Source organism: Schumannella luteola (assembly GCF_013408685.1).
In the GTDB taxonomy this organism is placed as follows: domain Bacteria; phylum Actinomycetota; class Actinomycetes; order Actinomycetales; family Microbacteriaceae; genus Schumannella; species Schumannella luteola.
The window spans coordinates 624,464-640,008 of sequence record NZ_JACBZY010000001.1 but is presented as its reverse complement, the minus strand read 5'-3'; the positions used below and the strand labels follow the sequence as shown (position 1 = coordinate 640,008).

Below are 15,545 nucleotides of genomic sequence, written 5' to 3'. Positions count from 1 at the left end.
CTCCTCATGCTGCCGACGGGAGGTCGCCGAACCAGCGGTCGTCGTCGTGCGCGCCGAGGTCGCCGCGCGCCTCGGCGGCTGCGTGCAGTCGCGCGAGAGCCAGCTCGGCATCCGCGCCCTCCTCGGCGAGCAGGAGTCGCGGGGCGGATCCGCCGGTGGTGCCGAGCACGCACAGCCGCGCGCCCGCCGGCAGCACGACGTCGGCGGCGCCCGCCGAGCCGTGCAGCACGCGGTCGAGTCGGCGGCCGCTCGTGGTCCAGATCAGGGCCTCCGCGGGGCCGGCCGCGGGGCCGTCGGCCGCCGCCGCGACCAGCGGGGCGCGCAGCCGGAGCGTCGAGCCCGGGGTCGCGTCGATGCCGGCCGGGATGCCACGCACCACGACCGAGCGCGCGGTCGGCAGCATCGCGAGGCCCTCGGCGAGGCAGGTGTGGAAGTCGAGGTCGTACTCGCCGTGCGGCTCGGTCGCGAAGACCCGCACGAGCGACAGCCCGGTGAGCATCGCCGAGCGGTCGCCCGCGGCGACGCGCATGCCCGGCTGCTGGGCGAGCAGCTGGGAGACCGTGCGGCTGGCGACGTCGTAGCGCGAGCCGAGGGCCGTGCGCACGCGGTGCCGCTGCTCGGAGGTCGAGCTCGCGCCGACGGGCACGTCGACGTCGGGCGTCGAGCGCTGCGGGCGGTCGACGGCGGCCTCGCCCGGGTGCGGGGCGGGGGATGCGGCGGCGGGCTGCGCGGACTGCTCGGCTTGCGGGGTCGGCTCGGGGCGCTCGGCCGCCGAGGATGCGGGGGCCGCGTCGGTCGCGGTGACCTGCGACGACGGCGCGGGAGCCGCCGTGGCAGCGGGCGCGGCCGCGTCGGTGCCGGATCCGGCGAGCGGGGTCGTCGGGGCTCCGGGCCGCACGATCGCGGTCGGCGCCGTCGGGGTGCTCGCGGCGCTCGACAGGGCCGCGGCGCGATCCGCCGCGCTCTCGTCACGGGGCGCCGCGCCGAGCAGACGGGTGGCCGCCGAGCCCTGCAGGGCGCGTGCGAGCGCATCCCCGGGCGTGCGGTCGCTGGGCGCCGCCGAGGGGGTCGGGACCGGGGCCGCTGCGGCGGCTGCCGTCGGCGCCTGGGGGGCGAACGAGCCCCCCTCGCGTCGGGCCGCGTGGGTCGTGCTCGCGGGCGGGGTGCTGGCGTGCGGCTTTGGCGAGGCGGATTCCGCCGGAGCCGCGGGTGTCGTCGGTGCGGCGGGCGCCGCCGCCACTGCGGATGTCGTCGAGGCAGTCGGCGTCGTGGGGGCCGCGCTCGTGGCACTCGGCGTGGTCGAGGGCGCCGCCGAGGCTGTCGCCGCCTCCGGCGCCGCCGGGCGCAGCGACTGCGCGGTCGGCGGGATCGGAGCGTCCGTCGAGACCGGAGCGGGAACGGCGGGAACCGCGGCCGGGCGCGACGCGACCGCCGCAGATTCGGCAGAGGGATCGAACTGCGGTTCGCTGACGAGCTCGTCGAGAGCGACCCGGCGTGCGCGGCGACCCGTGACCGGTGCGCTCGTCTCCGGCGACGGAGTCGAGGGCTCGGCGCCGACGACGGCGTCGACGACCGCCGACGCGTCCGGTGCGGACACCGTGGGAACCGGCGGACGCTGCGCCTCGTCGCGGTGCGACGCCGCGCGCTGCGCCTGCGGCTCGGTCGGCGCATCCTGCTGCTCGGCACGGGGATCCGACTCGACGCCCTCGGTCGACGCGGTCGACTCGGGTGCGGCGGTCTCGAGAGCGGGTGACTCGGCAGACGGCGACTCGGGAACGGCGGATGCGACGACGGCGGGCGCGGGAGCGCCCTCCTCGGCCGACGCGCTCTCGCTCGGTGCGCCCTCGAGAGAGATCGACTCGCCGGCATCGGACTCGACATCATCCGACTCGACGTCATCCGACTCGACGTCATCCGACTCGACGTCATCCGACTCGACGGCGTCCGCAGCGGCACCCTCCGCCTCGGCCCACGACCCCGCGACCTCGGCAGCCTCGGAGTCAGCCGCCACGGCATCCTCATCGACGACCGCAGACAGGTCGTCGGCGGGCGACTCGACGACCGGCGAGTCATCGACGGGCAGGTCGGTGTCGCCGCTCGCATCGGCGGTCGCCGCCACGAGCCGGCCGTCGGCCGTGATCGCGAGCGCCTCGGTCGGCGCCCACAGCCCGGGATAGGCGTCGCGCACGCCGCGGCGGGCCGCGGCGTCGAGCGGATGCAGGGTCACGGCGCCCCGCTCCTCGAGGCGGGCGCGCAGCGGCGCGAGCAGCGCCGGCAGCTCCTCGGGCCGGTAGGCGCCGTCGCACTGCAGGAAGACGCCGAGCGAACCGACCGGCGGCTGCAGCTCGGCGACGTCGACGAGCGGCTCATTCACCGGGTGCACGACGATGCCGGCGGCCACGACATCCGCGACCCAGGCGTCGCCGGGGCGCCCCCGGCTCATGCGCGATTCGCCGAGACGGTAGCGGGCCGCGGTGTCGGCCACGAGCCCGGGCGGCGGCGCCCAGCGCTCGAGCGTGACGGTGCCGTCGGGCGCGCAGACGCTCTCGAGCGCGAGCGTCGCGGGCAGGGTCTCGGCGTCGCCGTCGATGCGCACGGGGGCACCGCTGAGCTCGACGCCATGCGCGACGCGCAGGGGCTGATCGAGCTCGACCGCGAGCGCGCGCACGGTCGCGAGCGGCAGGCTCGCGCTGCCGAAGCCGGCGAGCACGATCGACGAGCGCGCCTCGGCGGGGATGGATCGCAGCAGCGCGAGCAGCCGCTCGCGGGTCGGCGGGGTCTCGGCCGGGCTGCCGACCACCACGAGCAGCTGGCGCTCGCGCACCGCGATGCGCGCGAGGCGCACGGCGTGGCGGGGGTCGGTGCCCGAGGTGATCCAGAGGCCGGCGGGGATGTGCGCCGCGCCTGCCAGGTCATGCGGCAGCTGCGACTGCCACGCGGGTGCGGGATAGCGCCGGCCTGCCGGAACCCGCGCGCCGCGGGGGCTCTGGGCGACCCAGCCGTCGCCGCCTCCGACGGAGAAGAGGGTGCCGTCGCAGCGGATGAAGCGGCCAGCCGGGGCGATGACCGAGACGCCGAGGGCCTGAGCCAGCAGCAGGCTGCCGGTGGTCGCATCGCCGTCGAGATCGGCGGCGAGACCGTCATCGGGAACGACGACCGTGCCGTCGAGGTGGGGGCGCACGGCGTCGACGAGAGCGGGCTCCGCGGCACGCAGGGCCTGGCGCAGCGCGGGGGTCGCGGTGAGGTAGCGGGCGGCCCGCAGCGGCGGGAGCCCGTCGAGGAGCGCCGTCGCCTCGGTGTCGCCGTCCTCGGCGACGACGATGCCGAATCCGGTCTGCTGCACGGTGATCGAGCTCACGGCACCTCCTTCCCTCACCACGTTCACGCGCGGCGGGGTGCGGGCGGTTCATCGCGGTGCTGGTCGAGTCTGCGAGGGTCCGTGTCGAGCGGCTCGGGCCGGCTCAGGCCGGCTCGGGCCGACTCGGTCGCGAGCTGCTCAGCCCTGGTGGGTGAGCGCGTCGTCGAAGAACGCCTGCGCGTCGAAGGTCGAGCCGTCGCCGGTCTGCGTGCCATCGGGCAGCAGCACGTGATCGTCGAGCTCGTCCTCCTCCTCGGGCACGTAGCCCGACATGGGCGCGCGCGGGATCCAGGTGGTGTCGGGTCGCGGGCGCGTCGGCTCGGGAGCGCCCGGCGCATCGTGGATCGGCGACCCGGCGGGCGCGGGATCGCGCGTCACGCCGGGGTCGGTCGTCTCGGCGCTCGTCGTCTCCGTGCTCGTCGCCCCCGGGATCGAACCGCTGGGGGTCGAGGCGGCCGCCGGCGTCGGCGCGATCGGCGGCGTGTCGGCCCGGGGTCGCGGCGGGGCGGGGCGCGACGGCGGCTCCTCCTCGCCCTCGCCCTCGTCCGCCGTCACGTACTCCTCGCCCTCCGAGGCGGTCACGTACTCGTCGGAGGACATGTCGCCCGCGTCGTCGACCGGCGCGATCGGCGTCGGACGCGGAGCCGTGGTCGACCGCTCGTCGCCAGACGGGGCGTCGTCGCCGAGATCGCTGTCAGCACCGAGGTCGCTGTCGCCGGACTCGCTGCCGAGGTCGTCGTCGAGATCGCCGCCGGCTTCGTCGTCGGGTTCATAGCCGTCGTCGATCGGCGTCGGATCGGCCTCGCGCTGCTCCGCGGCGAGCTGCTCGGCGCGTTCCCTCGCTTCGCGCTCGGCGGTCTCGTTGCGCGCGATCCGCTCGCGCTCCTGTCGAGCGGCTCGTTCGCGCCCGGCCCGCTCGCGCTCCTCGGCGGCGAGCTGCTCGGCGCGTTCCCTGGCTTCGCGCTCGGCGGTCTCATTGCGGGCGCGGCGCTCGCGTGCCTCGCGTTCGACCCGCTCGCGCTCGGCCTGTTCGCGTTCCGCCCGCTGACGCTCCTCGCGCTCGCGGATGCGACGGTCGCGCTCCTCCTGATCGCGCGCGTCGCGCTCGGCCTGCTCCCGCGCCACGCGCTCGCGCTCCGCCTGACGCTCGGCAGTCCGCGCCCGCTGCGCGGCCGCCTCGCGGGCGTCGCGCGCCTCCGTCTCGCGTGCCGCCGCCTCGTTCCGTTCGCGGCGTTCGCGGGCGTCGTCCGCATCCCTCGCCGCATCGCGCGCCGTGTCCGCAGCCGGGTCGGCCGGCACCTGGAGACCGAGGGCGCTCAGCTGCTGCTCCCAGACCTGCAGCACGACCGGCACATCCACCTCGCCCGGCTGCCGGGGCCCGCCGCTGCTGACGATCGTCGACGTGCCGGCGCTGATCCGCAGTCGCAGGTGCGCGTCGACGATGAACGAGCGGCCCGTGTGGGTGATCTTCTCCGAGGTCTTGACGTCGACGCCGTTCTCGTCGGTCTGGCTCGACGACATCTTGTACGACGGCGTCAGCCCGGCGAAGACGAGGCCCGCGTCGGTCATGCCCGAGAGGCCGAACGGCAGGCCCATCGCCGAGTCGTCAGCGCGCTTGCGCCCATCGCCCGCGCCGGTGCCGAGGTCGATGCTGTGCGACAGCGTCGTCGACGGGGCGGTGCTGCCGGGGCGGATGGACGGCTGGACGATTCCACCCGAGATCGCCAGGTCGGAGCGCAGGTCGCGGAAGGCGCCGCGGCGGGCGATCAGCTCGTCGATGCCGAAGGTCTCGCCGGCGGCGATGCGCGGGATCGCGTTGAAGAGCATCCCGTTCGAGATGGATGTGCTCAGCGCCTCGTCGTACACGTCGCCGGGGCGGGCGGCGCCGTCGGCGCCGAGCTGATCGCCGACCATGGCCTGCACGTCGGCGACCTTCGCGTGATCCCAGCGCATGGGCCGCCACGCGCCGAGCGCGGGGAGCTGGTGCTGGTGGGCGTCGCGCGGCGGGGCGACGGTGGTGACGCGGTCGGGCGAGTCCTTCGGCTCGAGCATGTCGAGCGAGCCGTTCAGCGAGATCTGCGGCAGAGCCGTGTGCGTTCCGGGCGTGAATCGCCGGGGCATGAGCGAGTCGAGCGCGCCGCCGACGTGCTCGTGCAACTGCACGTCGACGGTGAAGCCGACCGGCATGTGGTGCTGCACGAGCGACTCGTGTTCGGCGGTGACGGCGATCTTCGGCGACACCGGGGCCGAGCTGGACTTGTCGCGGCGGCGGTTGAAGAGCGTCCAGTCGTGCGAGGCCGCGGCCTCGCCGCCGGGGAGGTTCTTCACCTCGTCGGCCCGGCCGAAGAACCCGGCCCGGCCGTCGAGACCCATGCCGAACTGGTGGAAGCGGTTGCGCTTGCCCGACGCCCCGCCGGAGCGCTCGTTCGAGAGCTTCTCGCCGCTGACATCCTTCGTCGTCGCGGGATCGGCGGGGTCGGCGCGGTGGTCGACGGTGATCTCGATCGTCGCGGTGCGCTGCGTGAACGGGCCGGCCGGCAGCGGGACGGTGATGCGGTTGGGCTTCACGATCGCGTCGCGCACGAATCCGGAGCCCGAGGTCTCGGTGAGAACCCGGCGCACCTCGGCGAGGATCTGCTTGCGCGTGTCCGCATCCATGCCGGTCGGGCGCCAGGTGCGGTCCATGCGGTCGAGGTCGGCCTTCGAGACCGTGCTCTCGCCGACGACGGCGTCGGAGTCGTCGCGGAAGGCCGCGAGCGGATCGGCCGCCGGGTTCGGGCGCGCCGCGTTCGGGTCGGGGTTCGGGTTGGGGTTGGGATTCGGGTTCCGGTTCGGGTCGCGCTCGGCGAGCTCGATCCCGCCCTCCAGGCCCGGAGGGGGATCCGCGACCACGTTCGGGTCCGGCGCCGCGTTCGGGTCGGGCACGACGGCCGGATCGGTCGCCGGCGCGGCCGTGTCGGGCGTCGGCGCATGAGCCGCGAGCTGCTGCGGCAGCGGGATGCCGTGCCGCTGCAGCAGCGCCGCCGCCTCTCGCACGGGCAGCTCGACGTCGACCGAGCCGGGCTCGAACCGGGTGAACGGCGGGTTGTCGAAGCCCTTCTTCTGCCAGAACCGGCGCAGCTCGAGCGACGGCGTGTAGGTGCGCTCGGCGTCGAAGCGCAGCACCGCCGTCTCGCCGGTCTTGCTGCGTTCGGTGGTGGTGCCCATCGACTGCTCGGCGTCGCGCGACCGCCCGTAGGTGTAGCCGAGCTTCGCGCCGATCTGCAGCAGCAGGTTGTCCTTGCCGCCGGGGGCGGTGCCGCGCACGAGGCCGTCGGCGCCGACGTTGACGCTCCACTCCTTCGAGGTGCCGACGGCCCGCTCGTCCGAGGAGCCGCGCAGCAGCGTCCTCTCCTGTCGGGTCGTGACGAAGGAGGGGTTGCCGAGCTTCTGGCGCACGTCGACCGAGCCGTGCAGGTTGCCCAGCTTGCCGAGCAGCTTCATGTTCCCGGTGCCGACCGAACGGTCGCCGAGGCCGGCATTGGCGATCGTGCGCAGTCCCGCATCCGAGCCGAGCGCCTGCATGGTCGACGCGGTGACCTCGCCGGGCTTCGTGAACGGCGAGCGGGTGAGGATGGGGCTGCCCGCCGTGCCGTCGAAGGCGCGTGAGCCCCAGCTCGAGAAGTTGCCGCTGCCGATCGGCGACCGGTGCGCGCGTCCGTCGCCGTGGGCGAGGTCGGCGCGCTTCGACAGCGCCGACTCGAGCAGGTCGGCGTGCGTCTGGTGGCCGTCGACGCGCTCGACCTTCGCGAAGGTGCCGAGGTCGGCCGTGTCGATGGGAACGAAGGCGTCGTTGCGGGTCGTGCCGATGCGGGTGTGCGCGCCGGATGCGTCGGCGGCGGAGCCATCGAGCTGCGGGCGCCGCACAGCCACGCCGTCGACGTCGACCCGGTGCCCGCCGGCGGGCGTCTCGACGCGGTGACGGAGGGCGGCGTCGCCGCTGCCGAGCAGCCGGCCGCCGGCGAGACCGCGCTGCAGGAAGTTCGCATCCTTCGTCGACTCGTGGGTCACCGTCAGACGCGTGATCGTCGGGTGATAGCCGGCCGGGCCCGTGCTCGACGCCGTGCGGGTGTCCTTCACCGTGTGCGACGCGGAGTTCTTCGCCGAGCGCTGGTGCCCCGCCGAGAGCTGGGCGATGCCGGCGCCGATGTTGGTCGGCGACGCGGCCGTGGTCGCGCCGCCGTCGGTCGGCGCGATCGACGCGATCGCCTGCGTACCCACCGTGCCGCTCTGCCCGGCCTTCGAGTCCATGCTGGCGTCGCGCTTGCTGGCGAGCGACTCCTCGTGCTTCGACGTGCGGCCGTCGCTCGTGTCGAACGGCTCGCCGAGGTCGACCTCGGCCGTCACCGTCACGCGGTGCGTGCGGCCGTCCTCGTGCCACACGGCGGTCGTGCCGCCGGTCGCGGCGTCGTGCAGCGAGGCCTTGCCCGTCTCGCCGTCGAACTTGCTCGCGACGGCCGCCTTTCCGGCATCCGACAGCCCGAGGCCGTCGACGATCTGATTCGACAGGTCGGTCGGAACCGAGATGAAGGAGTCCCGCGACGGGTCGAAGGCGGCGTCGCCCCCCGGCAACCGCGGCGTCATGTCCATCGGACCGGGGCGCACCGCGTCGGGCAGCCACAGCCCGCGCGCGGCGGCGTCGACGATCGGCACCGAGAAGGTGGTGCGCACCTCGACCGGACGCGACGAGAACAGGCCGGTCTTCACCTGCACGGTGCGGCTGAGCGAGTAGATCGCGACCTTGTCGTCGTCGCTGCGCGCCGTCGAGTGCTTCAGTTCGCTCGAGCCGCCGATGCCGCCGCCGTGCGTCGCCGTCAGCGCGCCGCCGAAGCGGAGGAAGCTGAACAGTCGGCCACGGGCTCCCGCGGTGGCGCTGAGCTCGCTTCCCTTCGACCAGCCCGACGAGAAGGCCGTTCCGCGCGACGTCTTGCCCCCGCCCTTCGCGATGCCGACGAACGAGGTCTGCGGACGGTGTGCGTCGTCGACCGAGAACGTGCTCGTGTCGCCCTTCGCCTTCGTGTCGCCGGATGCGGTGAGCACGCTCGTGAGCGCGTCGACGTCGCGCTGCGAGCGCGGCTTCACCGCGCCGTCGCTGAGGGTCGTGACGCGGTTGGGCCGGATGCCCTTCAGATCGACGGTCGACAGGGTCGGATGCCCCGCAGGGCGGGCGCGCTGGATGGGGGCGGCCGCGCCGGCGTGCTCGACGTCGGGCAGCGACAGCTGCGTGTCGACGTCGATGCGGGACGTGCGGCCGTCGGTCGTGAGGTTCAGCGTCACGTTCGCGTGCGACGGCGCCGACGCCGCCTTGGGGGCGGACGTGTCGCGCAGGGTCGTCTTCAGGCCGAGGTCCGCGCCGGTCGAGGTGCTCATGCCGAAGGTCGCCGCGGGGAAGCCGGGCGTCGGCCCGACGCTGACCGTCAGCTGGCCTTCGACCTTCGTGGTGTTGCCGATCGACGTCTTCGTCGACGTCTCGACGTCCTGCGTGCGGCTGAAGTCGTCGGCGGCCTCGGTCTCGGCGTCGGCGTCGGCGTCGGCCGCGGCGACGGCCGGGTCGGTCGGAGTCGGCACCGTCACCCGCACGCCGCCGGTGCTCACGTCGGCGGTGCGGCCGTCGACCGTGATCGAGCCCGCGTCGAGCACGCCGCGCCATGCTGCGGCCGTCTCCGCGGCGGTCGACTCATCGCTGAGGCCCAGCTCATCCCGCACCGCCTGGGGCGTGACGCCGAGGTGGTCGGCGACCTGCGTGTGCAGGTCGGCGGGGCTGTCGACGGCCGACAGCGGCAGCGGCTGACCCTGCAGCAGCGCGGTCGCCGAGTAGTGGCCGTCGGGCAGCTGGTGCTGGCCGTCGGCGAGACGCTCGATCGCCCAGATGTTGCGGGGGTAGAGCGCGGTGCTCTCGCGGTGCACGCCGTCGCTCATGATGCCGTCGTCGTGGTGCACGGCCGTGTTGCCCGCGTCGCGCTGCAGCACCCGCCGCCGGTCGATCGACTCGTCGGCGAGGCCCAGCGAGTGCAGCAGCTCGTGCGTGAATACCCGGCCGCTCTCGTCGGTGCGCCAATGCCGCTGATCCGTCGAGGTGACGGGCCGGCCGCCGGGCCCGACGCCGGTGTCGCCGACCTCGTCGACAGGAGCGACGGCATCCACCGTCAGGTGCGGGTTCGCGTCGGTGAACTGCACGTCGACGTGCAGCTGGTCGCCCCTCGGCAGCCGGAAGCCGCGGTTGATGATGGCGTCGACGCTCGAGCGGGCGCGCTGCTGCGCCGCGGCGACGTCGCCCGGGGTGACGCCGTCGCCGGGGCGCAGGTTCACGCGCACCGTGTACACCTGCACCGCCCGCCCGTCGGGCATGACGACACGGGCGCGGTCGTAGGCGATGATGCCCTCGAACCGCCCGACGCGTCCGTTGCGGCCGTCGGCGCGCACGTCGGCGACCCGCAGGTCGACACGGTGCGGGGTCGCCGAGGCGAGGCGCGGGCGCCACTCCGACTCCGTGACCGGGTTCGTCGTCGGATTCGACCAGGTCGCCGTGCGCTGGGACGCGTGACGCCAGCCCTCGTCGCGCGCCGGCGCGCGACGAGGGTCGGGGCCGGGCAGCGGCGGCACGGGGCGGCGCGACCCGGACGCGGTCGACGTGGCGGGCGCCTCCCGCGATGGGGCCGGACGCGACGGCACCGGCGGCGCGTCCGGCGCCGGACGGAAGGGCAGGTCGGTGTCCGCGCGGCGCTGCTGCTCGACCGGTCGCTCGGTCGACTGGTCGGTGTTCTCCGACTGCTTCGGCCCATCCGGCTGCTCCGACTGCCGTGTCTGCTGCGACGACTCGATCGGCTGCTCCGAACGCCCGGCCGCCTGGTCGGCCTGCTGTTCGGCGTAGCGCTCCCGCACATCGGGCGACGGCTTCACGGGGTCGTCCGGCGTGCCCGCGGGCTCCGTCGTCGTCGGCCGGTCGACCTGGATGCTGCTGCTGAGCCGGTCGCCACTGCCCGACACCGAGGTGAAGATCTGCTCGTCGTGGTCGGGCTTCGCCGCCAGGTGCGCGTCGAAGAGCCGGGTCGAGCGAGGGGTCGGGTTGCCGTCGATGTCGAGCTCGACATCGAACCCGGTGCTCACGAGGCCGTTCTGGGCGCGGTCGCCGACGCGCACGTTGCCCGTGGAGTCGGTCGAGCGGCGCAGCACCTCGCGGTAGTCGGCCTGACGGTCGGGGGTCAGCTGCGAGCGGAGCGCATCCGCGGCATCCTGGCGCTGTCGGGTCGTCGGCGTCCGGCCCGAGAAGGGCGCGTCGCCGACGAGATCGTGCAGCCGGCGCAGGGCGCGCTCGTCGGGCGTCGGGCGATGTGACGAGCCGGAGCCGTCGGCATCCGCCGAACCGAGCGCGTCGAGGGCGCTCTCGACGCGCTGCCGGTCGCCGTCGCCGAGGCCGTGCAGCAGCGTCCGCAGGTGCTGGGCGCTCGGCTGGCGCTCGGTGCTCGTGAGCCGCTGATCGATGACGTCGGAGAGGGTGCGCACGGCATCGAATCCGGTCGGGCCCTGGTGCGATGTCGTCGCCGACGGGTCGAGGGCGTCCAGTGCGGCGAAGCGCCCATCCCGTCGCTCCGGCGAATCGACGAGTCGGGTCAGCTGCACGAGCGCGTCGTCGCGGTCGGTGCGCACCTGCTCGTCGCTGCGCTGCTCGGTCGCCGCGCGCGGCTCCTGCACGATCGCCCGCGCGTACTGCTGGAACCGGGCGATGCCGCTCGCGACCTGCGCGTTGCCGCTCTGGATCTTGCGGCGGGCGCTGTCCTGGCCGTCGGTGTCGCCGGCGATCGTCGCCCGGCGCAGCTCCGCCTGGCCCTGCGCGATCCGCTCGTGGCCGTCGACGCCGTTCAGGATGGCCCGGTTCAGCGCGTTCTGCCCGGCGCCGGCGGCGATGATGTGGTTGCGGGTCGTCTCCGGGTCGTTGCTCGTGGCGCCCTGGCGGTCGCGCTCCTGCGCGGTGAGCCCGTCGCCGGCCGCGACCGCCGACTCGACGATCGTCGTCTGGTCGGGCAGGCCGGTGTAGCGATCCGTGTGCAGAGTGATCGTCGGCTGGCCGGTGACGCCCTCGACGTGGCGGCCGATCTTCGCGAGATCCGACGGGCTGAGCCCCTCCTTAGGGCCGTACCCGAGCTGGTGCAGCTTCTCGCCGGGCTGGTACTTCTTCGGCTTGCCCGTGGCGTCGAGGTCGGGCTGCGTCGCCCGCACGTCACGGTCGGTGCGGTAGATGCTCGACGGCACCGTGCCGTCGGCGTTCGGTCGCGGTGCGGGGGTGAGCTGTGACGAGTCGGCGACGATCGGGCGGCGCTCGGCCTTGGCCTTCTTGGGCTTCGGCGTCGTACTCGACGACGCCGTCGTGGTGCGCGGACGCTTCGGCGCGGGCCCCGGGGTGCCGGTCGCCGTCGCCGGGGCGCGTCGTTTGCGGCCCCCTGCCGGGGGCTGCGCCGTCGACTGGGTCGCCGGCGCCGGCGGGGTCGCACTCGGCTGTGTCTTCGGGGCCCGCGCGGGGGTCGTCGATGGGGGCAGGTCGCCGTGCGGTGTCGGGGTGAATCCCGCCTGCTGTGGCGTCGCATCCTGCCAGGTGGTGTGGATCTGATCGACGTCGACGTCGGTCAGGTACGGCGGGGCGTCGGTCGTGTCGTCGCCACGGCGGGGGAGGCTGTCGACGCCGTCGCCCATGACACCGGGGCGCTTCGGGGTGCGCAGCAGGTGGTGGTCGGCACGGTAGCCCTCGCGCGCGCCGACGAAGTGCATGACCTCGTGCACGAGCTTCGGAGCCTGCGCCGGATCGGTGCTCCACGTGCGCTGGTCGACGTCGCCCGTGTCGCGCACCGTGACGCGCACGCGGTCGCTCGGCGGGGCGTGGCTCGAGACGAAGGTGGGATCGATGCGCACGTGCATCGTGTGGCTGCCGCCGAGCGTGTGCTGGCCGTTGACGAACTCATCGAGGTGCGCCTGCACGTCGTCGGTGACCTCGCGCAGCCGGTCGGGGGAGATCGAGTCGACGTCGGTGGTGATCTCGATCGGCACCTCGAAGAGGCGGATCTGCTCCCCGTCGACGGTGAGGTCGCGCGACACGTAGTCGACGGTGGCGATCTCGCCGCGGATCTGCGGGCGCGGGCGCCCCTGCTCGTCGACGCTCGGGGTCGCGCCGTCGTCGCGAGCCGGCGTGAACGACTCGGTGCGCAGCTGCTTGGGCGTGGCGGCGTCGTAGGCGTTCTGCCAGGCGGGAGTCGGTGTCGCGGGGGTCGGTGTCGCAGGGGGCGTCGACTTCGCGTCGTTCGCGGCGGGGTCGTTCGTCTGGGGGTCGTGCGTCTGGGGGTCGTGCGACTGGGGGTCGTTCGTCTGGGGGTCGTTCGGCGAGGTGCCGTCGCCGTCGTCGACGGTCGTGACGCTCGTCGTGTCGCTGTCGGCGACGCTCCAGGTGTCGCTGTCGGCGTCGCTCGTGGTGCTCGACGCGTCGCTGTCGGTCGTGTCGCCGTCGTCGACCGTCGCTGTCGCCGTCGGGTCGTCGGTCGTGGGCGCCGCATCCGGTTCCGCGGTGTCGGTGCTCGGCGTCGTGGTGTCGGTCGTCGTGGGGGTGGATGCCGCCGGATTCGTCGGCGATGGGGTCGGCGTCGTGCGCGGTGCGTCGGACTGCGACGGATCGGGGGTGGGACTCGTCGTCGAGTCGCGGCTGGTCGGATCGTGCCCGGTCGTGTCGTGCCCGGCTGTGTCGCGATTCGGGGTCGTGTCGGTGTTCGGTGTCGTGTCCGAGTTCGCGATCGTGTCCGGGTTCGGAGTGGACTCCGGAGCCGGGGTCGTGCCGGTGTTCGCCGACTCGCCGGAAGCCGTGCTGGTGTCGGGGTTCGGCGAGGAGTCGGTGCTGGTCGAGGAGTCCGCGTTCGTCGAGGAGTCCGCGTTCGGCGTCGTGCTGGTGTCCGGCCCGGTCTCCGCGCTTGAGTTCGAGTCGCCGCTCGTCGAGTTGTCGGGGTTCGGCGACGTGTCGGGGTTCGTCGAGTTGTCGGGGTTCGTCGAGGTGTCGGGGTTCGTCGAGGTGTCGGGGTTCGGGGTGGTGCTCGTGTTCGGCGTGCCCGTGTTCGATGTCGGATTCGCGTTCGTGCTCGTGGCGGTGTCGGCGTTCGACGGCGAGTTCTGATCCGGCGTGGTGCCTGTGTTCGACGACGGGCCGGGGTTCGTCGTCGCCTGCGGAGTCGTCGACGCGTTCGGGTTGGCGGACCCGTTCGGGTTGGTGGACGCATTCGGGTTCGTCGGAGCATCGGTGCTCGTCGACGAATCGGGGCGCGTCGAGGTGTCGGTGTTCGACGACGGAGTGCCGTCGGGCGTCGAACCGGAGTTCGTGGGGGCGTTCGGGTTCGTGGATCCGGCGGCGTTCGGCGTCGATCCCTGCGCGGGCGGGTTCGACGACGGGCCCGTGTTCGTCGACGAGTCGGCGTTCGTGGAGCCGCCCGTGTTCGCCGACGCATCGGTGCTGGTCGATCCACCCGTGTTCGCCGACCCGCCGGTGTTCGCCGATCCACCCGGGTTCGCGGAGCCGTTCGCGTTCGACGTGCCTCCCGCGGCGGCGGTGCCGCTCGCGCTGTCCTGGCCCTGCGGCGTGCCGCCTGCGGGACGCTGTCCGAGCGGATCCGGCGCCGACGTCGAGCTGCCATCGAGCGGCCCCGACCCGGTGCTCGAGTTCGGTCCGCCCGTGCCCGTGCCCGTGCCCGTGCCCGTGCCCGTGCCCGTGCCGACTCCGGTGCCCGTGCCGACGCCCGTGCCCGTGTCGTTCCCCGAGAGGTTCGACTCCTGCACCGAGCGGCTGCCGCCATCCGACCCCGAGCTCTCGCCGCCGTGCCCGCCCGATCCGTCCGGGCCCGAGATGCGGTTGCCGATCGCGCCGCCCGCGGCGGTGCCGAGCCCGGTGCCGATGCTCGACGAGGCCGCCGACAGGATGCCGCCGACGCCGACCTGGAAGCCCTCGCCCTGGATCGCGCTGTAGGTGCCCTCGGTCATGACCTCGACGAAGGCCTCGCCCGCGAAGTCGGTGGCGATCTCCTGGGCCGTGTGCTTCCAGCCGTTCGGCTTCGGTGCACCGGCCGATCCGGTCGTCGGCGGCAGGTCGCCGTCGCCGCCCTTGCTCGCCGGGGGCGTGTCCACGCCGTCGCCCGAGCCCTTGCCCGGCTTCGGCCCGTCGGGGATGTCGTCACCGGCGCCCTTGCCGGCTCCCTTCCCGGCGCCGGCCCCCGCTCCCCCGCCCGACGGGAACTCGTCGCCGGCGCCCTTTCCTGCGCCCTTGCCGGCACCCGATCCGGCGCCGTCGCCCGCGCCCTTGCCGATGCCCGATCCGACGCCGTCGCCGATCCCGTCGCCGATGCCCTTGCCGGCACCCGATCCGACTCCGTCGCCCACGCCGTCGCCGACGCCCTTGCCGATGCCCGATCCGATCCCGCCGCCCGCGCCCTTGCCGAGGCCCTTGCCGATCGCGGCGCCGCCGAGGATGACCGCGCCGCCGAACATGCCGGCCAGCGCCCCGCCCGCGGCCGCCCCGCTGGTCTTGGAGCCATCCCAGCTGTCGCGGTTGCCCTGCGCCATCTGCGCGAGCTGCGCGGCCGCGTCGATCGCGACCTCGCTGAGCACGTTGAACGCGGCGCCCTTGAGGATCTCCTTCAGCAGCTTGCGCAGCAGCGTGCGGAAGAGGATCGAGTACATCGCCTTGCGCGCCGCGAGCCACGCCATCGACGAGCCGAACGACGGCACGGCCATGGCGATCGCCCACGCGATCTCGGCGATGAGGGCGATGAGCGCGCCGATGAGGGTGTACTTCGTGTACTCGACGTCGAGCGCGAGCTTCTTGAGGAACTGCGCGCTCGAGATCATCGACTCGGCGACCTCGTGCAGGGCGTCGCCGTCGGTGATGGATGCGACGAGCTCGTCGTAGGCGTCGCGGCTCATGCCCGAGAAGCCCTGCTTGGCGCGGGCGAGGTCGCGCCTCAGGTCGGAGTCGAGATCGGCGAGCTCGCGGGCCGCCATCTGCCAGCCCTGGGAGAGCGCGCGCAGCTGGTCTTCGTTCGCCATCGGGAAGCGCTCGCCCGCGAGCACGAGGAAGAGATTGGCGGCCTCGTTGCTGACCATGAGAGCCATCGCGTCCTCCTCCCCG

At 74.2% G+C, this 15,545-nt stretch carries 2 protein-coding genes; both read right to left on the bottom strand.

Annotated features, from left to right (window positions below; all coding sequences use genetic code 11):
* Nucleotides 1-4: 4 nt before the first annotated feature.
* Entirely contained in the window at nucleotides 5-3,358 is a 3,354-nt protein-coding gene (locus BJ979_RS02885; protein WP_179565002.1) for a hypothetical protein, read from the bottom strand.
* 138 nt (nucleotides 3,359-3,496) lie between these two features.
* The gene (locus BJ979_RS02880; protein WP_179565000.1) at nucleotides 3,497-15,529 is read right to left on the bottom strand and encodes a WXG100-like domain-containing protein; all 12,033 of its coding nucleotides are present in this window, start codon (nucleotides 15,527-15,529) and stop codon (nucleotides 3,497-3,499) included.
* Between the last annotated feature and the right edge of the window lie 16 nt (nucleotides 15,530-15,545).

Bases quoted from the DNA above. Each gene is read 5' to 3' on its own strand.
- BJ979_RS02880 (WP_179565000.1), bottom strand. From the start codon at position 15,529: ATGGCTCTCATGGTCAGCAACGAGGCCGCCAATCTCTTCCTCGTGCTC.